The 24,406-nt window shown below is 58.1% G+C and carries 20 protein-coding genes and 2 pseudogenes; 14 read left to right on the plus strand and 8 right to left on the minus strand.

All coding sequences use genetic code 11. The features are described 5' to 3' along the window. Positions 1-2: 2 nt before the first annotated feature. On the minus strand, positions 3-1,244 hold the full coding sequence (locus ACYZT2_RS14030) for an MFS transporter (RefSeq protein ID WP_461964804.1): 1,242 nt from the start codon (positions 1,242-1,244) through the stop codon (positions 3-5). 601 nt (positions 1,245-1,845) lie between these two features. Here ACYZT2_RS14030 and ACYZT2_RS14035 point away from each other — a divergent pair. Next, the gene (locus tag ACYZT2_RS14035) at positions 1,846-2,034 is read left to right on the plus strand and encodes a hypothetical protein (protein WP_461964806.1); all 189 of its coding nucleotides are present in this window, start codon (positions 1,846-1,848) and stop codon (positions 2,032-2,034) included. Here ACYZT2_RS14035 and ACYZT2_RS14040 read toward each other — a convergent pair. Then, complete coding sequence (locus ACYZT2_RS14040; protein WP_461964808.1) at positions 2,024-2,425, minus strand: fe2+ zn2+ uptake regulation protein; 402 nt, start codon at positions 2,423-2,425, stop codon at positions 2,024-2,026. The genes ACYZT2_RS14035 and ACYZT2_RS14040 overlap by 11 nt on opposite strands. A 234-nt stretch (positions 2,426-2,659) precedes the next feature. On the opposite strand from ACYZT2_RS14040, the gene pvdQ reads away from it, so the two are divergent. Beyond that, entirely contained in the window at positions 2,660-5,005 is a 2,346-nt protein-coding gene (pvdQ, locus tag ACYZT2_RS14045) for a bifunctional acylase PvdQ (RefSeq protein ID WP_461964810.1), read from the plus strand. Between the two features lie 55 nt (positions 5,006-5,060). Here pvdQ and ACYZT2_RS14050 read toward each other — a convergent pair whose 3' ends face one another. Together ACYZT2_RS14050 and ACYZT2_RS14055 are read right to left on the minus strand one after the other, a co-directional pair. Next, complete coding sequence (locus ACYZT2_RS14050; protein WP_461964812.1) at positions 5,061-6,062, minus strand: FecR family protein; 1,002 nt, start codon at positions 6,060-6,062, stop codon at positions 5,061-5,063. 217 nt (positions 6,063-6,279) lie between these two features. Beyond that, a complete protein-coding gene (locus ACYZT2_RS14055) occupies positions 6,280-11,088 on the minus strand; it encodes a dermonecrotic toxin domain-containing protein (RefSeq protein ID WP_461964814.1) in 4,809 nt (1,602 codons plus the stop codon). Between the two features lie 304 nt (positions 11,089-11,392). Between ACYZT2_RS14055 and ACYZT2_RS14060 the strand changes: the two genes are divergently transcribed. Next, a complete protein-coding gene (locus tag ACYZT2_RS14060; protein ID WP_461964816.1) occupies positions 11,393-12,433 on the plus strand; it encodes an Ldh family oxidoreductase in 1,041 nt (346 codons plus the stop codon). 105 nt (positions 12,434-12,538) lie between these two features. Here the strand turns inward: ACYZT2_RS14060 and ACYZT2_RS14065 are convergent, their stop codons facing one another. Beyond that, positions 12,539-12,856, minus strand: a complete 318-nt coding sequence (locus ACYZT2_RS14065) for an ElaB/YgaM/YqjD family protein (RefSeq protein WP_461964818.1) — start codon at positions 12,854-12,856, stop codon at positions 12,539-12,541. 166 nt (positions 12,857-13,022) lie between these two features. On the opposite strand from ACYZT2_RS14065, the gene ACYZT2_RS14070 reads away from it, so the two are divergent. From ACYZT2_RS14070 to ACYZT2_RS14080, 3 genes and pseudogenes are all read left to right on the plus strand, one after another. Then, positions 13,023-13,274 carry a hypothetical protein gene (locus tag ACYZT2_RS14070; protein ID WP_007897387.1) on the plus strand — a complete coding sequence of 84 codons (252 nt, stop codon included), beginning with the start codon at positions 13,023-13,025 and terminating at the stop codon, positions 13,272-13,274. Positions 13,275-13,413: 139 nt separating this feature from the next. Further along, positions 13,414-13,779, plus strand: a pseudogene (locus ACYZT2_RS14075) (nitrilase-related carbon-nitrogen hydrolase); the annotation flags it as partial. A gap of 78 nt (positions 13,780-13,857) precedes the next feature. Then, positions 13,858-15,435 carry an alkaline phosphatase D family protein gene (locus tag ACYZT2_RS14080; RefSeq protein WP_461964821.1) on the plus strand — a complete coding sequence of 526 codons (1,578 nt, stop codon included), beginning with the start codon at positions 13,858-13,860 and terminating at the stop codon, positions 15,433-15,435. 3 nt (positions 15,436-15,438) lie between these two features. Here ACYZT2_RS14080 and ACYZT2_RS14085 read toward each other — a convergent pair whose 3' ends face one another. The 3 genes and pseudogenes from ACYZT2_RS14085 to ACYZT2_RS14095 all read right to left on the minus strand — a co-directional run bounded on the left by ACYZT2_RS14085 (position 15,439) and on the right by ACYZT2_RS14095 (position 17,232). Beyond that, on the minus strand, positions 15,439-15,924 hold the full coding sequence (locus ACYZT2_RS14085; protein WP_461964823.1) for an LEA/WHy family protein: 486 nt from the start codon (positions 15,922-15,924) through the stop codon (positions 15,439-15,441). A gap of 55 nt (positions 15,925-15,979) precedes the next feature. After that, positions 15,980-16,222: pseudogene (locus ACYZT2_RS14090) on the minus strand (xanthine permease XanP); the annotation flags it as partial. A gap of 116 nt (positions 16,223-16,338) precedes the next feature. Further along, entirely contained in the window at positions 16,339-17,232 is an 894-nt protein-coding gene (locus ACYZT2_RS14095) for a LysR family transcriptional regulator (RefSeq protein WP_461964825.1), read from the minus strand. A gap of 101 nt (positions 17,233-17,333) precedes the next feature. On the opposite strand from ACYZT2_RS14095, the gene ACYZT2_RS14100 reads away from it, so the two are divergent. The 8 genes from ACYZT2_RS14100 (at position 17,334) to ACYZT2_RS14135 (ending at position 24,346) form a co-directional block, all read left to right on the plus strand. Beyond that, the gene (locus ACYZT2_RS14100; RefSeq protein ID WP_461964827.1) at positions 17,334-18,425 is read left to right on the plus strand and encodes a polyamine ABC transporter substrate-binding protein; all 1,092 of its coding nucleotides are present in this window, start codon (positions 17,334-17,336) and stop codon (positions 18,423-18,425) included. Positions 18,426-18,446: 21 nt separating this feature from the next. Continuing rightward, the gene (gene speB / locus ACYZT2_RS14105; RefSeq protein ID WP_461964829.1) at positions 18,447-19,406 is read left to right on the plus strand and encodes an agmatinase; all 960 of its coding nucleotides are present in this window, start codon (positions 18,447-18,449) and stop codon (positions 19,404-19,406) included. A gap of 114 nt (positions 19,407-19,520) precedes the next feature. Continuing rightward, on the plus strand, positions 19,521-20,237 hold the full coding sequence (locus ACYZT2_RS14110; RefSeq protein WP_461964831.1) for a helix-turn-helix transcriptional regulator: 717 nt from the start codon (positions 19,521-19,523) through the stop codon (positions 20,235-20,237). Positions 20,238-20,289: 52 nt separating this feature from the next. Continuing rightward, on the plus strand, positions 20,290-20,631 hold the full coding sequence (locus tag ACYZT2_RS14115) for a nuclear transport factor 2 family protein (RefSeq protein WP_461964833.1): 342 nt from the start codon (positions 20,290-20,292) through the stop codon (positions 20,629-20,631). 152 nt (positions 20,632-20,783) lie between these two features. Continuing rightward, positions 20,784-21,902 carry a cell division protein ZapE gene (gene zapE, locus ACYZT2_RS14120; RefSeq protein WP_461964835.1) on the plus strand — a complete coding sequence of 373 codons (1,119 nt, stop codon included), beginning with the start codon at positions 20,784-20,786 and terminating at the stop codon, positions 21,900-21,902. 18 nt (positions 21,903-21,920) lie between these two features. After that, a complete protein-coding gene (locus ACYZT2_RS14125) occupies positions 21,921-22,502 on the plus strand; it encodes a DinB family protein (RefSeq protein ID WP_461964837.1) in 582 nt (193 codons plus the stop codon). Between the two features lie 116 nt (positions 22,503-22,618). Next, positions 22,619-23,110 carry a GNAT family N-acetyltransferase gene (locus ACYZT2_RS14130; protein WP_461964839.1) on the plus strand — a complete coding sequence of 164 codons (492 nt, stop codon included), beginning with the start codon at positions 22,619-22,621 and terminating at the stop codon, positions 23,108-23,110. A 177-nt stretch (positions 23,111-23,287) separates the two neighbouring features. Continuing rightward, a complete protein-coding gene (locus ACYZT2_RS14135) occupies positions 23,288-24,346 on the plus strand; it encodes an IS110 family RNA-guided transposase (protein WP_461973063.1) in 1,059 nt (352 codons plus the stop codon). The last annotated feature ends 60 nt before the right edge of the window (positions 24,347-24,406 follow it).

Genomic DNA, 24,406 nt, shown 5'->3' on the forward strand with positions numbered 1-24,406 from the left:
TGTCAGATCGCAAGCGGGATGTGAGAACGACGCAGAAACAGTCTCAAGGGCGCCAGGCACAATAGCCCCATGAGACAGGCCATCAGAGCGAAGGCCTCAAGGCTGTCACCGGCACCCAGGGCAGCGATAATCGAGCCCCCTCCACCCATGACAGCGATGGAAATCATGCCGATCGCGGCTGAGACCAGCCCTTTACTGTCATCGCTGGAAAACAGCGCGAGCCGGTACAGCGCGGCGTTGCTCATGCCAAGGCCGATGGCGTAAAGCGACAGGCAACTGACCAACAGGAGCGTCGTAGCACCGGTCAAAGTGATGGCGGCCAACGCGATAAGCCCACCGCAAAACGGCCAGAGCGCGTATCGAATCAGTAGGGGCAGTTCAGTGTTGGCAATCAGTCGGTTGAGTATCAGGTTACCGAGAATGACTGCCGCAAATACCGGGATCTGCCACAGGCCATAGTGCAGGGTAGAAAGCCCCTGATTCTGGACCAGCAAGAGTGGCGCCAGCCCGATCCAGGCAATCAACGGCAGACTCATCAGTCCCAAGGCGACGGTAGCGCGCAGAAATTGCGTGTTGGTGAGCAAAGCGGCGTAGCGGCGCACCGTGCCGCCCCATTCAAAGGGCACGGCAGCCAGTCGTTGACCGTCCTTACGCAAGGTGCCCACGGTTTCCGGCATGTACCAATAAAGCCCCAACCAGACCATCGCGCCGCCGACACCTAACAGTAGAAACAGCTCCCGCCAGGAGAGCCATTCCAGCATCAGGCTGCCGAGCAAGGGGCCTAGTAGCGGGGAGAGCAGCGCCACGTTGCCCAGCAATGCCATGATCTTTACCGCGTCGGCTTCACAGAAGACTTCTTGCAGGGCTGGATAACTGACGGCGATGACAAATCCCAATCCCATGCCTTGAATCAGGCGCAAACCATTGAAGACAAAGATGCTCTGCACGTAAAACGCTGTGGCACAGGCCAGAGCGAACCCCGCACAACCGATGAGTAACAGCCTGCGGCGACCGAAGTGATCAGACAGCGGACCGATAAGCCATTGCAGGAGAATGCCGCCAATCAAGTAAAGGTTGAAGGCATAAGGAACGTGGCTCGGACTGGCATCCAGTTGACGAGTTACAGTCAACATGGCGGGCATGATCATGTCGCTGCCCATATAAGTCAGCAATTCGAAAATAGTAATCGCAAGGCAGAAACCAAACAAATGATGTGGGCTGATATTGATTAAAGGCTTGAACATAACATCCCTGTTTTACTCGTGGTTTGAGGATTTATTTATTTGTGATGTATCGAGAATAGACATCGATAGCGAACAGCTCAAATGCATGATTGAGACTTAAAGCTTCAATGGTTTTCGCTATATTTCGAAGTGTGGGAGGAAGTCGGAAAGCGATAATTACAGTGGATTAAACTGACAGACTGATGAGAATAGCTATGTACGAAAAATGCCCGCTAGAGGGCGGGCATTTCTTCAATGGAGCAAAGAATGATTGTTTTCTTACAAGTGAACGGCTGAATAGTCGTTGGTTGCGTCAGTCAGTTAGATTATCGATGTTGATAATAACCAGGTCCGCCACGGTCCTAATGGTGGCCGTCATGCCAGCCGCCGTGGGGAAAAACGATGCAGCCACTCAGGGTCAGGAGAGCGAGCAGGGGAATCAGCAGTGTGATTCGACGGAACCTTTCGAAATCCTCATGGGTTATCGCCGCAATGAAGTCAAAACTCTTCATCGGCTGTAACATGAGACCCCGTTTGCAGCCCCCTCATTCCCGCAGAACGGTAGAGGCTTGGCATGCAATCGGATAGAAATCGGATACATTTTTTGGTTCAGGAACCCGCAATGACCCAGTCGCAACGTTTGAAATACTCGATACTGATTTCCCTGCTGGTACTGGGGATCATGTTCGGCCTCTCCTGGCTGCAAAATGCAGGGATCATCACAGAGCAGCTGTTCCAGTACATCGCCATTGGCGTGGCGGTGCTCGTGGTGGTGATCAATGGCGTGATGCGTCGCAAGGTCAAGCCTTGAGCGACGCCCCCTGGCCGGATTGCTCGCTATAAAGGACGGCGGCAGCCTGTGGATGCAGGCTGTAGCTTTTGTCCGGATTGAGGGTGATCACGCCTTCACCGCACAAGCGTTTCAACACTTCACGGACACTGAGAAAGGACAGTGGAATGTCCAGGTCCAGCAAGTGACTATGCACGCCACGCACCCCCAGGCTGCGGTCGCTTTGGGCGGCGGTCAGCAAGGCGTCGATGACTTTCAGGCGAATCAGACTGGTTCGCAGGCCAAAGCTCTTGAGCAGAAACCTGATCCGTTCGTTGCCGTGGCGTTCGGCTGGTTGATTGAAAGCGCGGGAGCCCAGAGTGCTGGCCTTTGGCGCATGGTTACCGTCCGTTGGCAGTTGCGGGTTGTACATGCAAAAACTCCTTTTCAGAGCCTGATCAGGAAAAATGTGATGGGTGCTCTCAATCAATAAGACGAACGAGCCCGGCAAATAATGAAGACCCGCCTGTAGAAAATTTGTCGCCGTTACGTCAGCTGCCCGTGAGCCGGGCGTGGGCGCGCCCTCGAAGGCTTAAATTTTTGCTGTTTGCTTCGTTTTAAGGGGAGGCGCATTGCGTGTCATACGTCTTTTCGATCAGGAGCGAGCGTGATTATTTCCAGGCAGTTAACCAGGTTGAGCCTTGCGGGTGTGTTTCTGGGGCTGAGTCTTGCGGCAAACGCGCGCAGCCAGCCAGAGCAGGCGACGGCCGAGATTCGTCGAACCAGTTTCGGCGTGCCGCATATTCGTGCCGACAACGAGCGAGGCCTCGGCTATGGCATTGGCTATGCCTACGCTCAGGACAATCTGTGCTTGCTGGCCAATGAGATCGTCACCGTCAATGGCGAGCGCTCACGGTATTTCGGCCCGGACCAGTTTACGGTCGAAGAGCGCGGAAACCTGGCCAGCGATGTGTTTTTCAACTGGCTGAACACTCCCCAGGCTGTCGCCGCTTTCTGGCAGGCGCAAACACCTGAAGTCCGCGAGCTCATCGATGGTTACGTGGCGGGTTACAACCGTTCGCTGACAGAGCGTCGAGCGCATGGCTTGCCGCAGCAGTGCCAGGGAGAATGGGTGCGCGCGATGACTGCGCAGGACTTGGTCAAGTTGACCCGACGTCTGTTGGTCGAAGGCGGCGTGGGGCAGTTTGCCGAAGCATTGGCCGGCGCTACCCCCCCTAAAACCGCTGCCCATGTGGCGGGCGAACAGGCGTCTTTCCAGCTGGCGGCTTCGCGCATGCAACGCTTTGCTCTGGATCGCGGCAGTAACGCCGTGGCGGTTGGCAGCGAGCGTTCGTTCAACGGTCGCGGGATGTTGCTGGCCAATCCGCACTTTCCTTGGGTGGGCGGGATGCGTTTCTATCAGATGCACCTGACCATTCCCGGCAAACTGGATGTCATGGGCGCCGCGTTGCCCGGCCTGCCCATGATCAATATTGGTTTCAACCAGCACCTGGCATGGACCCACACGGTGGATTCGTCCAAGCACTTCACGCTGTATCGTCTGCAACTCGATCCCAAGGATCCGACCCGTTACCTTCTGGATGGCAAGTCCCTGCCGATGAAAAAGCAGACGCTGGCGGTGAACGTGAAGCAAGCCGATGGCCAGACCCGGCAGATTTCCCATGTGGTCTACAGCTCGCAATTTGGCCCGATTGTGCAATGGCCCGGCAAGCTGGACTGGAACAACCAGTTCGCCTACAGCCTGCGCGATGCCAATCTGGAAAACGACCGGGTCTTGCAGCAGTGGTATGCGATGAACCGTGCCGCCAGCCTCAATGAATTGCAGGCATCGGTGCACAAGATTCAGGGGATTCCGTGGGTCAATACCCTTGCGGTAGACGATCAAGGGCAGACGCTTTACATGAACCTGTCGGTGGTGCCGAACGTCAATGCCGACAAACTGGCCAAGTGCAGCGATCCGCGGGCTGGATTACAGATGATCCTGCTCGACGGTTCCAACAGCGCCTGCGCCTGGGACATTGACCCGCACGCTGCGCAAAAAGGTATCTACGCAGCAGATAAACTGCCGCAACTGCTGCGCAAAGACTTTGTGCAGCATTCCAATGATTCGGCCTGGATGGCCAACCCGGCACAACCGCTCACCGGTTTCTCGCCGTTGATCAGTCAGGACAATCAGCCATTGGGGCTGCGTTCGCGCTTTGCGCTGGAGCGCCTGGGGACCTTGAACAAGGCCGGCCCTGTCGCTGCGGCGGATCTGCAACACATGGTGATGGACGATCAGGTGTATCAGGCGGCCCAAGTGATGCCGGATCTGCTGCAACTCTGCGCCGCGCATCTCGGCGCCGATGCGCCGACGCTTAGGCCGCTGTGTGCCAGCCTCAAGGCGTGGGATCGCCGGGTGAATCTGGACAGTGGACTGGGCTTTGTGCATTTTCAGAATGTCATGGAGCCGTTACAGCAAATCCCTGGCATCTGGCGTGTGGCGTTCGACCCGAAGGATCCGCAACACACACCGCGTGGCCTGGCAATTGAACGGCCAGACGTCGCCAAAGCGGTTCGGGCGGCGATGCTGGCCTCGGTCGAACAGGTAAAAACCCTTGGCCTGAAAGCCGATAGCCGCTGGGGTGATATCCAGGTAGTGAGCAGTGGCGGGCAGCAAACGCCAATCCACGGCGGGCCGGGCACGCTGGGTGTGTATAACGCGATCCAAAGCGTGCCGAGAACCGACGGCAAGCGCGAAGTTGTCAGTGGCACCAGTTATTTGCAGGTGGTGACGTTCGATGACAAAGGGCCGCAGGCTCAGGGCTTACTGGCATTCTCGTTGTCCAGTGACCCGGCGTCAAAGTACTCCCGGGACCAGACACTGGCCTTTTCGAAGAAGCAGTTAAGTGTGTTGCCGTTCACCGAGCAGCAGATCACGTCCGATCCGCAGTACCAGGCTCGGACGATCCGCGAGCAGGATGAAAAAGCAGAGAAGATCGCCGCGCAGTAATCGCGATAGCGTTTGAATCAAAAGTGAAGGCCGCACCCCGCAAGGGGCGCGGCCTTCAGCTTTTTGGGGTTTGTTGCGGGATCGAATTGAGGACCGGATTGCCGTCCTTGTTACGGGTCAGGTAGACCGGCAGCACCTTGGGCAACGAAGCCACCAGGCTATTGAGCTCTTTAATGTTGTAGATACCGCCGAGGCGAATCGAGCCGGTGCTGTGGTCCGCGATCATGACGGGCTTGTTCAAATAACGATTGATCAAGGGCAGGGCATCGGTCAGCGTCAGATCATCGAGCACCAGTTTGCCGCTGCGCCAGGCCAGCGAATGGTCGTTGGCAGAAGTCTGGCTGATTTGCGGCGTGAAGTCGCCGTGTCGGTAACGTGCCTGCATGGCAGGTTCGAGATGCAGACCCTCGCCGGGCAGAGCACCGTTGCTGGTCACCAGCACGGAACCTTCGATCAGGTTCACGCGTACCTGGTCTTCATACATCCAGACGTTGAATTGGGTTCCGGTGACGCGAATCCTGCCATCGGCTGCCCTGACAATGAACGGATGCTGCAGGTCATGACTGACGTTGAAAAAGGCTTCACCTTTTTTCAACGTGACACGACGCTGATCCTTGTAATTGCTGAACGTCAGTTCACTGCCCAGGTTGAGTTCCACCTGACTGCCGTCGCTCAGCGTGACCTGACGAACATTGTCGGTCGCCTCGAAATGCTGATAGGCATTGGGCAGCCAACCCAGGTTCCATCCGGTATAGGCCGCCAGTGGCAACGCCAAGGCGCAGACGGTGGCGGCAATGCCGAAAGTGCGCCAAGGCATTGTCGGTTTGCCGCGAACAGCCGGCGCGGGAGATTCGGGGCGAGGCAAATCACCCGCAACTTCCCAGATCTCCAGCATGGCTTCGTACTCGAAGGCGTGCAGAGGATGGGCATCACGCCATTGCTCGAACGCCAGACGCTCTTCGGCCGTGCAGTCGATGGCATGCAAACGCATGCACCAGTGCGCAGCGGCATCGGTGATGGCGTCGTATTGAGCTTGCGAGAGAGAGTGGTCGGTCATTGACTCATCCTGATTTCCTGCATTCTAACCTTGAGGAGAAGTCTGCGAGAACAACCGTCATGGCAATTGCCCATCAAAGTACGACTTATTTTTCACCCGGACACCCTTAAAACAGGGTGTCCGGGCAGTATCCATAAATGGAGTGAAAAAATGGTCAAGATCAGCAGGGTGGAATCAAGAATGTGTTGCGGCTGAAATTGCTTATCTGCGGTTCAAATCAAGGGGTCGTGACGGGTACCGGATCCAGCTGTCGGCCCATTTCACAGATCAAGTACGCAATCGAGTCGGCGTTGCGCAAAATGGTGTCGGTTCGCAGGCTCACATTCAGGGGATTCAGGAAGGCATCGCGCGCTTCATCCATCGTTTTGCACCCTGTCGTTTTGAGAATGTCCTTACCCACATGTTCTAACCCCTCAACCGAGTCCAGATCTATCCATTCGTCCAATACGCTGTTCCAGTGTGCAAACAGTTGCTCCCTGGGGGTCGCCAGGGACAGTGCGGCTCGCTGGAAGTCCAACTGATTCTGTTTGCTCTTTGCGCTATCAACGGTTATGTCCACGATAAGATCGGAGAACGGACGTCTTGACTCAAGCGTGGCAATATCCACGGTCTTTGAATAAAGGTGGGAGAACTCATGGATCAGGGTTGCAGCCTGGGCATGATTGTCAACGTTGAAAGGCTCACTCAAAAAGGAATTATACCAATCGAGTTGCGGGTCAAAAAACCTTTCTGTGAAATGCACATGCTTCTGTGCATCGTTATGTACAACAAAAGCGATTGTACTATCCCCCTGGTATTTGTTTGAGCCGACCACAAAACGATCGGTATTCATCAAATCCTCGTTTGGGTCCACCAGCGCTTTGCAAATGGGCACGATGACTTTTTTGATCTTGTCGAGGATACCGGCGTCGATGGTGCCAACATCAAAAAAGCGCTTAAGAAAGGTATCCAGCCGCGTCCCCGAGTTCAGGTTTCTGAGCTGAGCCAGGTTATGCAGACTGTTGAACGCGTAGTAGCGAGCCAGGTCTATGGCGTGCACGATCGTGCGTGCTCTTTCCGGGTAGGTCGCCCGAATATCTTCCATTCCCCGTGCTTCTATATTCAGAGCCTGTCTGGCCTGTCTAGCGGTGACATATTGATTGTGCATTTTCGACAGGGCTTTCCCATAGTGGACGGTATGGGTGTCTGGATCGAGCACCAGTTGTTTGTCCGGCGTAGTCCGTAGCGCAGGGCCCGCTTCCTTGTCTTTGACCATCCGCCAGATCGCCCCGGGTTTGGTCACGCGGTACACCTTGCCCGCGATGGGGGCATATGTTCGTTTGCTGGTCGCTTCCAGGTAAGTGCCATCAGCGCTGGTCTTCTTTAAATCCTTCAGTTCGACGGCGGTGGTTTCGAAAGGCTGCAGTGACGTGCGCGTCGGTGCAGTGGATTTCACTTGCGACCATTGCGGCGCGGCCACAGGAGTGGCCTTCGGTTCGGCGAGGGTGTCAGTTGTCGCCTGCGCAGTGCCGATCGACTCTTCCAGCGACAATCTGCCCAGTGACACCATTTGCACTGCACCGGCAATAAAGTCGAGCAATGCCCGTTTCCAGTGGTGGTCCTGCAGCCCTTCGGCCGAGTCCTTGAAGTCTTTGTAGGCTTGCCACAGAAACTGCACATAAGCGAGTTTGCCAGGTAACAGGCCCGAGATACGTTCGATGCCGGAGCTGAACAGGTTTTTGGCAGCCTCCCAGTCTGATAGGCCGGTGGCTTCGGACTGACTGCCGAGCATTTGCGATAACAGGAGGGTGTTGTCGCTGAACAACCGGATCAGCAGGTTGCCACCGATGGGGTTGGACGTGAAGGTGATTTCGCTCGTCTTGCCGATGGTGGACTTGAACAGGTTGCGGAACCCAGACTGCTCATTTTCCGGAAGGCGACGTATCAGCATGTCCTGCAATGCCCCCGGCACATTGAGCGCCGAGACAACGCTTGCCTCATTGTCGAATTCAATGAAGGGCGAAACGGCATGGTAGGGCGCATACAGAATTTGCGGGCCTTTCTGTCCCGTCCCGGGACCGATCAGGTACAAGCCCAGGGTTTTGACGGCTGAAGCGCCGGTTGTCTTGATCAGTTCCAGCGGGCGGAGGATGGCGTGGGCGCCTTTGACAGCCGCTCGGGCGATGGCGTCCGGCATGTCCATAACCTGTCGAATCAGGTCGAAGCCGCTGTCGGAAATACGTTGCTGCAGCTTCAGGGCATGGGCGTGTTGCATCAATTGCCAAGGCAGCTGCCGCATGAAGCGCAGCGCTCGAGCGTTGGCCTCGGTGCTTTTGTCCGACAAGCTGCCCGCCACCAGTTTTCTGTAGGCTTGCTGAATGTTCAATGACAGCAAGAGTTGCTGGACAGCCGCCTGGTCCAGGCCTTTCGGAAGAGATTGAGTGGTTTTCGAAGCGACCTTGAACCCTGTGCCCTGGGCGACGTTGACATGGTTCAAGGCAAATTCGGTGAGGGTTTGAGCGGGACCGACCAGGGTCAGGTTGGGGGTGATTTCGATGTCCTCGGGGGCCGGCAGTTTCCCGGTGAACCGGCTACCGAGCAGCGACACCAATGTGTCATGCACATACGACGTCAGGGTCTTTATGCCGTGCAGGTAGTCTTTGTCGTTGTCGTCGACGACGCTGTTGCGGTATTGCTCCAGCAATTCGATGTGCAATTGCTGGTCCTCGACGGGGGCCATTCCGAGCCAGGCTGGCAAGGACTGCTGTTGGGCAATCGCCTTGGCGATCAAGGTGGCTTTGCGCAAGTTGGTGTCGATCACCTTTTTTGTCAGGGCCTTAAGAGCATTGGTCTGTTTTGCATCGTCCAGCTTCAGAGATCGCAGGTGTTCACAACGTCCCAGGAAGTGTTCAATGGACGATTGTGATAACTGCTGGAGGACATGACCTTCAATCAGTCGCAACTCGCCGAGCGAATAAAGTCGGTGGAAGGTGTGTTGAGCAGGGGTGAGGTTTTCCAACAGCCCCAGACGTTTACGCGAATCAAGCAGACGTCGGTCCAGTTCCTGCTTTGCATGGCTGACGGTATCAAAGGCTTCCAGGCCCTGTGCAGGTGTCCATAGAATCGTTCGGCCCGAATGCTGAGGATCGAGCCCACCGCGCTCGGTCAACAGCATGCAATTGGCCAAGGGCAATACATTTGTCTGGCCGGAGCATTCAAGGGTCAACGAATAGGCGTCAGGCCGGAACCCCTTGTGTGAGAGGCGGTTTTTTCGATCGGACTGATCCGGATTGAAAATCGTATCGACAATGGCCCGATCCGTGGCGCGCAGTTTGGCATTGAGCACCCGAAGACTGGCTTCCCCGCGTATGCCTACGGATAGGGCATGAGCCAGACGTGGCTTCATGTTCTCCAGATGGACTTGCTGCAGCGCCAACGAAGTGACGGGTTGGGACGCGAAGTCCGCGCTGAGCAGCGCCTCGATGTCGCTGAAGGTTTTCACGAACGCCGCCGCCGTGTCCGCCAGCACCATGGAGGGTTGTTGATTGCCCGACAACACCGGCCGCGTACTCCAGCGCCCTTGGGCGTCGAGCGTCAGCAGGTGCTCGCTGATCATCGAGCGGATGTCCAGCGCCTTGTCGAACAAGGCATTGATGTGGACGACTCCGTCGCTGTGACGGAAAACATGCAGGGCATACTCCATGTTCTGTTGTTGTTTGGTGATGATCGCCTCAAACAGCTTTTTGAAGATCGAACCGGAAATGACTTTCCCGGTGACATTTGGCTTATCAAAACCGATGAAGCGCTTGCGTTCGTCCAGGCTCAGAAGGCCGTAGAGCTCATCCTCATGACCGGCCGCGCTGAATTTGCTCAGCAAGGTGTCTTTAAGGTCCTGATAGTTTTTCAGCACCTGCAGCCCTTGAGCGGGGGTATAGAGAAAAGCTTTGCTGCCACTGATCATCAGCGAGCCTGCCAGCTCCACATAGTTGGCCTCGTATTCCCAGAGACGAACGGTTTCGACGGTCAGTGTCTCGAACGTTCTGCTGGTCGTCTTGATCAGCGAATGCAAGTCCTGGCTTTGTTCAGGCGTGATGATCTCGGCTTCGCGCTTGAGCAGGAGTTGCGCTCGCGCCTTTTCGGCGATGACCTTGCTGAAAAACTCGCGACGTGAAGTGCCATGGACACTCGCGGCGTCCCAGTAGGCTTCCATTTTCCCGGAAAGCAGGTTGATCAGTTTTTTGGAAGCCGTCACTACAGCGGTTTCCCAGTGTGGCTGGTCGGTGCTTACCGGGTGTTTTTTCGGGTGGGAAAACTCATGTGATCCCGACGGCCAGCGTTGATTGCGGTAGTACAGCAGCACCGCATCACTCAGGGACATGGAGTTGATCCAGCGCCGCGCCGGGGTGCTTTCCTCATCGTGTTCATCGGCCGCTTCCGTCAAATAGAAACTGACCTGGGTCTGGCTCTGATCCAGACTGGGGAAGGTTGACTTCAGCAGTTCATTCAGTACCGCATCGAGCATTGAAACGAGCGTCGGCAGCGCTTTCAACTCGTCGAGCATGACCTGATCGTTCATCTGCTGATTTGCGGTGATGGTACTACTCTGGTCTTCGAACACCTCGCCTTCGACGGTTTGAAAGGTCACATCGATATCGGTGGCATTCACCAGCGTTTTGCGTCGAGACAACGACATGAATGCCAGCAGGTCGTCGTCCTCCGTTGCACTTTTCAGCTGGCTGGTTAGCTGTTCGGTCAAGGCCGTGCGGCTGTCGAACTTCTTTATGCCCGCGTACGGCGTGTAGAGAATCACGCCCTTGTCATCCGGTGTGGCACTCAGCACGAAGCTACCGGCCAGGGGGATGGGTTCCAGGTCCTTGGTCTTGAGCAGGATTTTTTCGGCGAGCATGGGCGGGGTCTGTTGACCGCGCAACGTCTGGCTGGCGAGTTCCAGGTGACTGAACCATTCGAAATCCTTTTGCGTCAGCCCATGGGTTTGGCCAAGTTTTCTCCAGAGACCACGAGACTTCAGGGCTTGGGGAAAAAACATCGGAGTAATTATCGGAGTAACTGTCGGAGTAACTGGTATAGGCATCGTCGAGTCTCGTTCAGGGCGCGATTGAAATGCGCGCCAATGGATTGAGCCTCGAGACTAAAAGTCAGTGGAGCCTGCAAGGTGGTAGATAGTTACCGCACAGCCTGCCGGTGATCGTGCAAGCCTGAAAAAAAGCCGAAGCCCGCGATACGGCATGCGTGAAATCAACTGAAAAGTTGACAGGTCGCTCGCCGCGCGTTGTTAATCGGCTGGTCTTCGTACGCTGTTGCCCCCTCCAATAATTACTCTGGAGCTTCAGATGTCTGTGCCACACGATCATGTGTCTACTGCGGTTTCGCAAAACCTGTCCTTTGAAGCGCTGACGGCGTTGCTCGAACAGATTTTCCTGCGCCACGGCACCTCAGCCGATGTCGCCAAAACCCTGGCCCTCAACTGTGCCGGTGCCGAGCGTGACGGGGCTCACAGTCACGGTGTTTTTCGCATTCCCGGTTATGTGTCGACGCTGCAAAGCGGCTGGGTCAATGGTCAGGCGGTGCCGGTGGTCGAGGACGTGGCCTCGGGTTTCGTCCGGGTTGACGCCGGTAATGGTTTTGCCCAACCGGCCCTCGCGGCGGCGCGGCCATTGCTGGTGGAGAAAGCACGCAGTGCCGGCATTGCGGTGCTGGCCATCCGCAATTCCCACCATTTCGCCGCCTTGTGGCCAGACGTCGAGCCGTTTGCCGATGAAGGTCTGGTGGCACTGAGTGTGGTCAACAGCATGACTTGCGTGGTGCCGCATGGCGCTGATCGGCCGTTGTTCGGGACCAACCCGATTGCCTTCGCCGCGCCTCGGGCCAACGGTGATCCGATCGTTTTCGACCTGGCGACCAGTGCCATTGCCCATGGCGATGTACAGATCGCTGCGCGTAAAGGCGAGCGTTTGCCGGCGGGCATGGGTGTGGACAGCCTCGGTCAGCCGACCCAGGACCCGAAAGCGATCCTTGAGGGCGGCGCCTTGCTGCCGTTTGGCGGGCACAAGGGCTCGGCGCTGTCGATGATGGTGGAGTTGTTGGCGGCGGCGTTGACCGGTGGCAATTTTTCTTTCGAGTTCGACTGGTCGAACCATCCGGGGGCGAAAACACCCTGGACCGGTCAACTGCTGATCGTGATCGATCCGAGCAAATCGGCGGGGCAGAACTTTGCCGAGCGCAGCCAGGAACTGGTTCGGCAAATGCACGGTGTGGGACTCAAGCGGTTACCGGGTGATCGACGTCACCGGCAGCGCGCCAAAGCCAAGGTCGAAGGCATTGCGCTCGATGCTCAGACCTTGGCGAATCTGCGGGAAATGGCGGGGCTCTGAGAGGGGCGATGTTTTTTGTAGGAGCCAGGCTTGCCGGCGAAGGCGGACGTGAGCGCTTTCGCCGGCAAGCCTGGCTCCTACAGGTGCAGGTCCAGTGCTTCCCGCTTAACGCCGGCCCAACAACAACCCCACCACCAAACCGAACCCGGCAGAGATGGCCACGGTTTGCCAGGGATGACCGCCAATGTAGATTTCGCTGGCCTGGACTGCGGGTCTGGTCCGGTCACGCATAGTGGAGACTGAGCCCCGGGCCTGCTGGAGCTTCTGGGCGATTTGCCCACGAAGGGTGTCCGCTTCTTCACCGACCAGTGAGGCACTGCTCTTGAGCAGTTTTTCCGACTCTTCGATCAGGGCCTGAAGTTCGCTGAAGACCTGATCCTTGATTTGATCCTCGGCGACTTGATCGATGATTTTGCGGGCCATTAGAGTACTCCTTGCAGGTAAATGGGCAGTGAACAATGGAGTCTGGCGCCATGGCAAAAGTTGCAGCCATTTTACGTGGCGACTCCACCCTGAAGAAAAATCCAGGGCAGGACATTTCCTCCTACAGTGTAAGATGTCGCCTATTTTACGCAGCAGGTAATCTTCCATGAGCTTCAATCTGGCCGACAAACCCCTTGCCGAACGCGCGGCGCTTGAAGATGAAAAATCCCGTCTGTTCGAACTTTGGCAAAACAACCTGGGTAAGTCCAAGGGCGAAGCCGCACGGTTGTTCGGTGAGCGCGCCAAGCGCAAAGGCAAATGGGCCGAGTGGGTCCGCGCCGAACTCGACGGCATGTCGCCCCCGGAATTCGCGAACATGGTGCGCAGCGAAGTCAATCGCCTGATGGCCGCTAAATAATCTCGACTCTAATCCTCTGTAGGAGCTGCCGAAGGCTGCGATCTTTTGTTTTGGCGGTTTCGACATTGCCGAAGATCAAAAGATCGCAGGCTGCGCCAGCTCCTACACCGACCGCGTATACCCGTGATTTTGCGATGGCGCGCCGACCGTGGACGAGCGGGAAATGTGGCAGGTCAGCATGCGCCACATCGCCCATGAAGGACGCTGCTTTGTGGTCAGCGCCTGTCAGGTCCAGGCCTCACCGCAAGCCTTGGGCGTGGAAATCGCCAACTGGCCGACGGAGCGCCCGTTGATTGCCGGCGGCAGCGTGATTGTCGGACCCATGGGCGACATTCTCGCCGGGCCGCTGCGTGACGAGGCCGGTTTGCTCTGCGCCGAAATCGACACCGACAACCTGATCCGCGCTCGTTACGACTACGACGTGGTCGGGCACTACGCGCGCCCGGACGTGTTTGAGTTGACGGTGGATGAACGGGCCAAACCGGGTGTGCGGTTCAACGCATGACTGATGTGGGAGCTGCGCAGCGCCGATTGTCCGTCTAGTCTCTAGGCGTCAACACCCCTGTCAACGGATGGACTGTCCATGAGTTTGTTACTCGGCCCGATTCTGCAATTTCGTGGCATCAACAGTAATGTCTATAACGTGTCGGCTCTAGTGGTTTTACCCTTGGGCGCGTCATCACCCAGCGTAAAAGTACCCGGCGGTGTCACTGCCGGCAAACCGTTGGCCACCGCCGATATCCCGCTGCTCAATCCTCAGTACCGCGTCTGGCGCGTCGATTTCAAAGCGCTGCAAGACCAGGCTGTTGCCAGCACTTACACGATCAAGATCGAGGGCACGGAGGCCAACTTCGTCGTTCCGGCCGAGGGCCAGTCGCCGCGCATGGCCTATGTGTCGTGCAACGGTTTTTCGGACCCCAAGGACATGGAGAAGGTGGACAGGAACCATGAGCGCTGGGAGCACATGTGGGGGGCTCATCAAAGTAAGCCCTATCACCTGTTGTTGATGGGCGGCGATCAGGTTTACAGCGACGATATGCGCAGCAATGTGTCGTCGATGAAAACATGGTTCGCCAAACCCTTCGCCGAGCGTCGAAAGGCGGTCTACAGCAAGGTGATCGAAGCCGATCTGGACAAGTTCTTCGCCAGGCTCTATCTGGAGCGCTGGAAACAGCCCGAGGTCGCGAAGCTGCTCAGCGCCGTTCCGACGGTGATGATGTGGGATGACCACGACATCATCGATGGCTGGGGTTCCTACGATGAGATTCTGCATTCAAGCCCGGTGTTCCAGGGGCTATTTGCCACGGCCAAGCGCTATTTCAGGATTTTCCAGCAGCAACTGATCCAGACTCATCCGCACCTCAAACCGTCCGCCGATACTCATCCCTGCGCGATTCCCGACACCGCTGACGGCTTTCACCTGGGGTTCACCGGCCTGGGCGAATTGGCATTGCTGGTTCCCGACTTGCGCAGCGAACGTGCGCCGGATTTGACGACCCCGCCAGCTCGGCGAACCCGGATCATTTCGCCCGTCAGTTGGGATGGGATTTATGCCTGGCTGGGCAAGGTCAAGGCGCATAAGCACTTGCTGCTGATGTCGAGTATTCCGGTGGGCTATCTTGATTTGCAGGCGGCCGAAAAAGCGCTGGACCTGATTTCGGGGCAACAGGAACTCGAGGATGATTTGCGCGACCATTGGCGAAGCCTGCCCCACCGGGCTGAACGCAAGCGGCTGATCATGCGGCTGCTGGATTTTGCTCAGGCCGAGTCATGCAAGGTCACGCTGGTGTCCGGTGATGTTCATGTGGCAGGGGCTTGCGTGATCGAATCGACGTTGTCCCGGCATCGCAACGATGGTTCAGGATTGATCTACCAATTGATCTCGACCGGGGTCGTGCATCCGTCGCCGCCGGTGTTGGCGGTGCAGTTTCTGGAATCCATTGGCAAGCATCAGGAGCAGATCGACTACGGCATCACCGGAACCATGTTGCCCATTGGTGCACGGGGACGTTACCTGATCGCCGCTCGAAACTGGCTGGCGATAGAGCCGGATGAAGACTGCACCGGCAAAAGTCGGCTGTGGGCCAACTGGCACGTAGAAGGTCTCAAACATTGCGTGACCCAGGTGATCGATCCGGTTAAACCGCGGGCCGAACCGTGAGCATTACCACGTGTCGGTTGTCGGTCTCGGCAGGCTGAGTTTGCCGCGATCAACGAAACGCATCGTGCCGAACACGCCGCTGGCCAGTTTGCCCCGAAGCACGTAAGGCAGATTGTTGAGTGTCTGCGTCTGACCCAGCCAGAGGGTCTGACGCAGTACCGAGAAGGCTGAAACGCTCACCGGCACCACAATCACCGCTTCGGAAAAGCGCGGGATCGAGCCCGATTGGTCGCTGACACCGGAGGCGAGTGATTGCCCGTTCACCTCTAGGTCCAGGGCTACACCGTTGTAGTCGATCGCCGTTTCATTGGGGTTTTGCACGCGCAGTTTTACCGCGAAACGCACTTCCAGTTCCTGGCTTGGCAGCGGCTCGATACCGACCACGTTGATGTTCAGCGGATCGCGATGAGGGAACAGGGAGCAGGCGCTCAGCGAGAGCAGCAGGAGGGAGAGAGGCAGGTATAGAGAAAGTGCGAACAATCTGCGCATGGACAGGCTCTCGTAAAGAAAAAGGCCGAGCCGTTCGTGGCTCGGCTCTTGAGCATTACGCACGGTTCAACTGTGCGACAGCCGCAGGTGAAGCGGGTTCACCCTTGGCCGCAATATCCGGGTTCTGCATCACCTGAAGCATCGAGGCTTGCGGGTCGAACTCGTCTTCTTCCAGCTCGATGAATTCTTCAGGCAGAAAGATATTCAGCACGATAGCGCACAACGCACCGACGGTGATCGGCGATTCGAAGATGTTGTGCAGCGTCTTCGGCAACTCGCGCAACACTTCAGGCACTGCCGGAGGCGCAGAATGCCAGAACGGTCTGGCCACGGCAAAAGCAAGGTCAAAAGATCGCAGCCTCGTTTCACTCGACAGCTCCTACAGAGTGAAACGAGGCTGCGATCTTTTGTTCTTCAAATAAACGCCGCAAGCAGATCCTCTTCAAAGGCCTTCTGCGCATCCCCCGGCACCTGAGCGCGATGGCGGGCCAGATGAAACGCCACCTCAAAACTCATATCGACCTGGCGCACGGCGCGCAGCAACCCTTTGTCTTCCCAGCTGCGGGCGAAGTGATCGGGCAAGTAGCCGACATGCTTGCCGGAAAGAATGAAGGCGAGGGTGCCTTCGACCTGCTCGGAACGCGCCGAACACATCTTCCCCTGAAATGGCTCGTCACTGCGCAGGAAGCGGTAGGGGTGATCGACCCGGTCGCAGGCCTGAAGCGCTTGATCGTCAGGCGCCTCATCGGTAAACAGCGGATGCCCCGGGGCGCAATACAGGTGCTGGGTTTCCGTGAACAGTTCGCGGTAGTCAAAAGCGCTCTGCGCCTGTGAGAAATAACCGATCGCCAGGTCCAGCCGTTGTTGCAGCAACAGCCGCTCCATTTCGCCGGGCATGGCGCTGATCAACTCGATCCGCACCGATTCATCTCGTCCGCGAAAACGCCGGATCGCCTCGGCAACCCGTTGCAGTACCGATTGATCAAGCGCTTCGGACAAGCCCAGGCGCACTTCGCCGATCAAGCGTCCGGCCACGCCGTTGGATTGATGACGGAACGCTTCGATGGATTCGAACAAGGCGCGAATGGCAAGGAGCAGCTGTTCGCCCTTGGGGGTGATTTTGAACCCGCCCTTGCCGCGACTGCACAGCCGATAACCAAGCCGGGTTTCGAGCCTGGCCATCTGCTGGCTGATGCTCGATTGGCTCAGCCCCAACTCACCCTGAGCCGCGCTGAAGCCACCGCTTTCCACCACGCTGACAAACAGGCGCAGCAGGTGCAGGTCCAGATCATGGAGTTGACCGAGCATCAAACATTACTCCGCAATAAAGTCAGGATAACTAACTTGGTATTTTTCCAATGTAACTGACCGCGCATCCTGCAACCACTTCTTCCGGTCAGGTGTTCGTCATGGCTCCGCTCTTCAAGCTGTGTTTACCCGCGCTGTTCCTCGCCATGGCCGTGCCGGCCCAGGCTGAGGAAAAAGTCCTCAATCTCTACAGCTGGGCCGATTACGTGGCGCCCGAGACCTTGCAACGGTTCGAAAAGGAAACCGGCATCCATGTGCGCTACGACACGTTCGATGCGCCGGAAGTCCTGGAAACCAAGCTGCTCACTGGCGGCAGCGGCTACGACGTGGTGGTGCCGTCGTCCAGTGTGCTGGCGCGTGGGCTGGCGGCGGGCGCGCTGAAGGAGATTCCCCATGAGGGTCTGAAGGGTTACGCCAACCTGGATCCGGACATGCTGGAAAAACTGGCGGCGGTCGACCCCGGCAATCGTTATGGCGTGCCTTACACCTGGGGCACATTGGGATTGGGAATGAATGTCGAAGCAGTGCAGCAGCGCTTGCCCAACGTACCGCTTAACAGCCTGGACCTGCTGTTCAAACCCGAGTACGCCAGCAAGCTGAAAGATTGCGGCATCGCGATTCTCGATTCGCCGCAAGAGGTGATCGGCCTGGCGCTGCACTATCTGGGTAAAGATCCCTACAGCACCGACAAGGCTGATCTGACAGCCGCCGACGCTCTGTTGCGTCAGTTACAGCCGTCGGTGCTGTACGTCGCCACCGGGCGGCAAATCAACGATCTGGCCAATGGCAGCGTCTGCCTGGCATTGACCTACAACGGTGACGCGAGCATGGCCGCCGATCAGGCGCGCAAGGCCAACAAGCCGTTCGAAGTGGCGTACCGCATTCCCCGGGAGGGCACGCTGGTGTGGCAGGACAACCTGGCGATTCCCAAGGACGCGCCACACCCCGAAGCCGCCCGGGCCTTCATCGAGTTCATGTTGCGCCCCGAATCCGTGGCCGCGCTGACCAATACGTTGTTCTTCGCCACGGCCAATCGGGCGGCGACGCCATTGGTGGATGAGGCGGTGCGCAGCGATCCCGACATCTACCCGCACAGCGAGGTGCGTGAGCGGCTGTATGCCGACCGCAGCATGAGCCTCAAGGACATGCGTCAGCGCACCCGCTTGTGGACCACTTTCCGTAGCCGCCAATAAGCCAATAACAAGGAATACACCATGGACGTCCCTGCACAGAACGATCAGGCCATGACCCGCGACAGTCTTTACGGGACTGCCGCCGAAAGCACCTACGCCGGTATCACCAGTTTCATGCGCCGTCGCTACAGCCGCGACTTGCGTGGCGTCGATGTGGTGGTCAGCGGTGTGCCGTTCGACACTGCCACCAGCAACCGCCCCGGCGCGCGTTTCGGACCGCGCGGCATTCGGGCTGCATCCACCGGGATCGCCTGGGAACGCCACTGGCCGTGGACGTTTGACCCGTTCGATCACTTGGCGGTGATTGACTACGGCGATTGCGCCTTCGATTACGGTACACCGCAGTCGGTGCCGGACCGCATCGAAGCCCATGCCGAGCACATCCTGAGCGGCGGTTGCGCGATGCTGACGTTTGGCGGCGATCACTTCATCAGTTATCCGCTGCTCAAGGCCCATGCCCGTCAGCATGGCCGGTTGTCATTGATTCACTTCGACGCCCACAGCGACACCTGGCCCGATGAGGAGGGCAAGCGCGTCGACCACGGCACGATGTTCTGGCACGCGGCCAAGGAAGGGTTGGTGGATCCGTCGCGCTCGGTGCAGATCGGGCTGCGCACCACCAATGATGATCATCAGGGCTTTGAAGTGTTGGATGCGCGGCAGGTGCATCGGCAAGGGTGTGAAGCGATCGTCGAGGCGATTCGTGCACGGGTCGGTGATCACCCGGTGTATCTGACCTTCGACATCGACTGCCTCGACCCGGCTTTCGCGCCGGGCACCGGAACGCCCGTGTGCGGTGGCTTGAGCACGGTGCAGGCGCTGGAGATTCTCGGCGGTTTGCGCGGGATCAACCTGGTGGGAATGGACGTGGTGGAAGTGGCGCCGGCCTACGACAGCGCGGACATTACCTCACTGGCAGCGGCGACATTGGCCATGGAGATGCTGTGTTTGTATGCGGCCAGGCATAAGGTCGATCGGTAATTTGGATTTGGGGTGCCTGTTATGACGCCTTCGCGGGCAAGCCTCGCTCCTGCCAGTTTCTGACAGCAGCCTCTGCTAAGCTCCGACGACTTTTCAGGAAAGAGCCTGCCGACCGTGTCGCGAACCAGCCGTTTACTGACCTTGTTACAAGTGCTGCGGGGCAAAAGTCGTCCGGTGACTGCCGCGACATTGGCCAGCGAGCTGGAGATTTCCGAACGCACGCTGTACCGCGACATCGCGGAACTCACCGCGCTTGGCGCGCCGATCTTTGGCGAGGCAGGGATCGGCTATGTGTTGCGCAGCGGCCTGTTTCTGCCGCCCTTGATGCTCAATGCCGATGAGACCGAAGCCATCGTGCTCGGCTTGCGTTACGTCGATCAGCGTGGCGATGAAGTCTTGGGCAAAGCCGCGGCCGATGCCTTGGCAAAAATCGCCGCGGTACTCGACCCTGCGGCTCAGGAAGCCTTGCGCAACCCGACGGTGCTGCCGGGCCCGCCGGGTTATGGCTATCCGCAAAATGCCGTGCCTTTGAACGTGTTTCGCCAATCCATCCGCGATCAGGCCAAGCTGCACATCGATTACGCGGACGCCAATCAGGTGCCGAGTCAGCGGCTGATCTGGCCACTGGCCTTGGGCTTTCTCAACGAGGTGCGGATCATCGTTGCCTGGTGTGAATTGCGCAGTGCGTATCGCACCTTTCGCACCGACCGGATCTCGGCCGCCAGCGAGCAGGGTGAACGCTATCCGGGGCGGCGCAGCGATCTCTTGCGCACCTGGCGCAAGCAGATGCAACTCGACGAAGCAGGGCGCTTCACTCCTGACAAGAACTGACACAGGCTTGTTTTAGCATGGCTCCAGAATCAACTCACAAGGAGCCGTAAACATGTCCAATCCAGCCTCTTCACTGGCCCCCGCCATCGCCGCCTACATTGCCGCTGCCAATGCTCGCGACACGTCCAGGGTTGCCAGTTTTTTCGCTGAGGATGCCAACGTGTTCGATGAGGGTCAGCATCAGGTCGGCACGCAAGCCATTGCCCAATGGATGCAAGACACCGCACAACGTTATGAGCCCCGGGTCGAGGTGCTCGACGTTCAGCTGCGCACCGGCAAAGTGTTGGTGCACAACCTGATCTCCGGCACATTTCCCGGCAGCCCGCTGGAACTGCGCTACATGTTCCGCCTCAATGAGCAGGGCAAGATTGCCCGGCTGGATATCTCGCTGTAACCCGGGCTATGTCGCGCTGCTTAACCTGTGGGAGCGAGCCTGCTCGCGATGACGGCGGTACATTCAGCATCAATATTGACTGACCCGCCGCTATCGCGAGCAGGCTCGCTCCCACAGGGATAGAGCTTCGCTGCTGCTATATACTGCCGCGCATGAATGTCGACTCTCCCTTAAGCGCCTGGCAACACGCCATCGAACAAAAGGGCTTCGTCCAGGACGAAGCCCAGGAACATGCCGTGTGGGCGCTGCAAAAATGCCACGAAGCCTTGCATGAAGATCGCACGCCCATCACCGGCGTGTACCTCTGGGGCCCGGTCGGGCGGGGCAAGACCTGGTTGATGGATCAGTTTTACCAAAACCTGCGCGTCCCGGCCCGGCGTCAACACTTTCATCACTTCATGGGCTGGGTGCATCAGCGCTCCTTTCAATTGACCGGCACCGCCGACCCATTGAAAGCGCTGGCCCGCGAGCTGAGCCAGGAAGTGCGCGTGCTGTGTTTCGATGAACTGTTCGTCAACGATATCGGTGATGCGATCATTCTCGGGCGTTTGTTTCAGGTGATGTTCGAACAGGGCGTGGTGGTGGTCTGCACCTCCAATCAGCCGCCGGACCAGCTGTACGCGGATGGTTTCAACCGCGACCGGTTCGTGCCCGCCATTGCCGCAATCAAGCAGCACATGCAAGTGATTGCGGTGGATGGTGGGGAAGATCATCGCCAGCACCCTGGCGCCGGTCTGCAGCGTTATTGGGTGAACGTACCGGGTCAGCCCGGCGCGCTGAGCGAGGTGTTCAAAGCCTTGACCATCGGCCAGTCGCTGTCCGGCGATCCGGTCAAGATTGGCTACCGTTCGGTCAATGTCATGCAGGCCAGTCAAACCGTGCTTTGGTGCCGGTATTCTGAACTCTGCGAGCAGCCATTTGCCGCCATGGACTTCATGGCCCTGTGCGACACCTTCAGCGCTATTCTGTTGAGTGACGTACCCAACCTCAGCGCGCAAAAACGCGAAGGACGCATCGCTCGCGGCACTGAAGACGGTGTCGAGCGGGTGGCGGCAGGGGATCGCGAGTTGCCGCAGTTGTCGGTGCATGACGACGGCGTGCGCCGGTTCATCGCCCTGGTGGATGAATGCTATGACCGCAAGGTGCCGCTGTACCTCGAAGCGCAGGTGTCGATGGAGGCGTTGTACACCGAGGGCTATCTGGAATTTCCGTTTCGCCGCACCCTTAGTCGTCTTCAGGAAATGCAGCTACAACGTTTCGCCGAGGCTTGATATCCGGGAGGAGTGAACATGAATCAGCCCTTGTCCCACCATTTGCTGACCATGGCTTATCAGAACGCCTGGGCCAATCACCGACTGGCAAAGGCCTGGCTTCAGTTAAGCTCGGCCGAGCTGGTGGCGCCGCGAGTCAGTTTCTTTCCCGGCCTCAGCGCGACCCTCAACCACATCCTGACCTGCGACTGGTTTTATGTGGATGCACTGGAGCGGGAGTTGCGCGGTGACGAACCGCATCCCGATTGCTACGTGTTTTTCAATGAAGACGAACCGTTTACCCACGGCAGCGATCTCAAGCGTGAGCAAGCCCTGGTGGACCGTCGGCTGATCGCCTATTGCGAACACCAGCGCGATGCAGATCTGGGACGGCTCGTGACTATCGCGCGCGATACCCCGCAACATGACAGCCGTTTGCGCATGCTGTCCCATTTGTTCGAGCATCAGATTCATCATCGCGGGCAGGTTCACGCGATGCTCAGTGGCACCTCGGTCAAGCCGCCGCAACTGGACGAGTTTTTCTGTGCCGGTGAGGCAAAACTGAGGGCCGAGGACTTTGCCGAGTTGGGATGGACCGAGGCATTGATCTGGGGCGATTGAGAGGGAACGATCACAACAGGATCCGGTTGTCGGCACCCCGGTACTCGCGATAAGGTCGCGGGACCTTTCAGTGCGCAAGAGGCGAACTGGGGCAACTTGTGTGATTGAGGGTGGAAATGGAATCCGCAGAAATTCTTGTGCTTCAGGCCAGCTACACCAACCCGGTGCATGCCGAGGCCATTTGTCTTGTATTGAACCACTACGCCGAAGACCCGATGGGCGGCGGGCATTCGTTACCCGCCGATAGGTTGCAACAACTCCCTGGGGAACTGGCCAAACGTCCCCATGCCTTCAGCGTACTGGCGTTTGTCGGCGGCGAGCCGGCGGGGCTGGTCAACTGCTTTGAAGGTTTTTCGACCTTTGCCTGCCGGCCGCTGGTCAACGTGCATGACGTGGCAGTGGTGTCGAAGTTTCGCGGGTTGGGGCTGAGCCAGAAGATGCTGCATAAAGTCGAGGACATCGCACGCCAGCGCGGTTGCTGCAAAATCACCCTGGAAGTACTGGAAGGCAACGCGGTGGCTCAGGCGTCTTACGGCAAATTCGGTTTTTCGCCAGGCATGTTCGACCCGGCGCATGGCCGGATGCTGTTCTGGACCAAAGAGCTTTAATCCGCCGGGGCATAAAAAAGGGCATCCATCAGGACGCCCTTAAGCCTGTGTAATTGGATGGACTCGCCCAAGCCGAGGCGTCAATGCGCCACGGTGGCAGTCTAATCAGCCAACGACAGCGAGGGCGAGTCCATGAAAAAGCATACTTCGATTGATCAATCCCTGTCTTCTTCCGATTTGTCGGCCTGCACAACCGTGGCGGTCGATCTGGCCAAGCAGGTCTTTCAGGTCGCCGGTGAAGACGTCCTCGGCCAGGTGCACTACGAGCAGCGGATCAAGTCGCGCGAGGCGTTTTATGAGTTTCTCCGCCAGTTGCCGCCTCATGTCGTGGTTCTGATGGAGACCGGTCCGGGTGCTCAAGCTTGGGCCCGGCAGTTGCAAGACCAAGGCAATCTGGCGCGGATTCTTCCAGCCGGTTTGGTGGCCACACATCGCAGCGGGCCTAAAAATGATCGCAACGATGCGCTGGCGATTCTGCGGGCTGGTCGCGATGAAAAGATCTACGCAGTGCCGGTCAAAAGCGTTGCGGCGCTGGCAATGCAGGCGTTGCATCGCGCCCGCCAAGGCTATGTGCGTCGACGCACGGCGGTGAGTAATCAGATGCGCGGCCTGCTGCTCGAGCACGGCGTGGCCTTGGCGCAGGGCGATGTTGCGATCAGCCAGAAAATTCCGCGGGTACTGGAAGATGCCACCCAGCCGGTGCCGGGCCTGCTGCGTGAACTGATCGACGAACTGTTGGCCGAGTGGCGCCATTTGGGCGAACGCATCAGCGTGCTGACGGGGCGCCTGGAAGTGGCCGCCAGCGCCGACATGACGGCGAAGCGACTGATGACTGTGCGCGGCATCGGCCCAGTCACTGCCACGGCACTGGTGGCCAAGGAAACCAAGCCTGAGCGATTTCCCAATGCCCGCAAGTTTGCCGCGTACTTTGGCATGGTGCCTGACCAGCACAGCAGCGGGCAGACGGTCCGGCTGGGGGACATGACCAAGCGAGGTGATGTTTATTTACGCAGCCTGATGATCCAGGGAGCCCATGCGGTGCTGCAACAACTACGACCTGATTCCCAGCAACCCGATGACCGCCGCTTGTTGCGCTGGATGAGCCGGCTGGGTCGTAAGGAGGCTGCGATCAGGCTAGCCAACCGCAACCTGCGAATCGTCTGGGTGCTTCTACAGAGTGACCAGACTTATCGTCGCCACGCTGGTGATGGCCAGCAAGCGACGATGAGCCACTGAGCGACAGAGTTCTGCCACCGAGGTACTGACTGTCCGACCCTTTGCTGAAGAAAAATTGAC

The organism is Pseudomonas sp. MDT1-85 (assembly GCF_054898065.1).

Excerpts from the sequence above, each read along its gene's own strand:
- ACYZT2_RS14060 (WP_461964816.1), top strand. The coding sequence starts at position 11,393 with ATGTCTGTGCCACACGATCATGTGTCTACTGCGGTTTCGCAAAACCTG.
- ACYZT2_RS14065 (WP_461964818.1), bottom strand. The coding sequence starts at position 12,856 with ATGGCCCGCAAAATCATCGATCAAGTCGCCGAGGATCAAATCAAGGAT.
- ACYZT2_RS14080 (WP_461964821.1), top strand. The coding sequence starts at position 13,858 with ATGAGTTTGTTACTCGGCCCGATTCTGCAATTTCGTGGCATCAACAGT.
- ACYZT2_RS14070 (WP_007897387.1), top strand. The coding sequence starts at position 13,023 with ATGAGCTTCAATCTGGCCGACAAACCCCTTGCCGAACGCGCGGCGCTT.
- ACYZT2_RS14125 (WP_461964837.1), top strand. The coding sequence starts at position 21,921 with ATGAATCAGCCCTTGTCCCACCATTTGCTGACCATGGCTTATCAGAAC.
- speB (WP_461964829.1), top strand. The coding sequence starts at position 18,447 with ATGGACGTCCCTGCACAGAACGATCAGGCCATGACCCGCGACAGTCTT.
- ACYZT2_RS14030 (WP_461964804.1), bottom strand. The coding sequence starts at position 1,244 with ATGTTCAAGCCTTTAATCAATATCAGCCCACATCATTTGTTTGGTTTC.
- ACYZT2_RS14100 (WP_461964827.1), top strand. The coding sequence starts at position 17,334 with ATGGCTCCGCTCTTCAAGCTGTGTTTACCCGCGCTGTTCCTCGCCATG.
- ACYZT2_RS14115 (WP_461964833.1), top strand. The coding sequence starts at position 20,290 with ATGTCCAATCCAGCCTCTTCACTGGCCCCCGCCATCGCCGCCTACATT.
- zapE (WP_461964835.1), top strand. The coding sequence starts at position 20,784 with ATGAATGTCGACTCTCCCTTAAGCGCCTGGCAACACGCCATCGAACAA.
- ACYZT2_RS14040 (WP_461964808.1), bottom strand. The coding sequence starts at position 2,425 with ATGTACAACCCGCAACTGCCAACGGACGGTAACCATGCGCCAAAGGCC.
- ACYZT2_RS14035 (WP_461964806.1), top strand. The coding sequence starts at position 1,846 with ATGACCCAGTCGCAACGTTTGAAATACTCGATACTGATTTCCCTGCTG.
- ACYZT2_RS14095 (WP_461964825.1), bottom strand. The coding sequence starts at position 17,232 with ATGCTCGGTCAACTCCATGATCTGGACCTGCACCTGCTGCGCCTGTTT.
- ACYZT2_RS14055 (WP_461964814.1), bottom strand. The coding sequence starts at position 11,088 with ATGTTTTTTCCCCAAGCCCTGAAGTCTCGTGGTCTCTGGAGAAAACTT.
- ACYZT2_RS14130 (WP_461964839.1), top strand. The coding sequence starts at position 22,619 with ATGGAATCCGCAGAAATTCTTGTGCTTCAGGCCAGCTACACCAACCCG.
- ACYZT2_RS14085 (WP_461964823.1), bottom strand. The coding sequence starts at position 15,924 with ATGCGCAGATTGTTCGCACTTTCTCTATACCTGCCTCTCTCCCTCCTG.
- ACYZT2_RS14050 (WP_461964812.1), bottom strand. The coding sequence starts at position 6,062 with ATGACCGACCACTCTCTCTCGCAAGCTCAATACGACGCCATCACCGAT.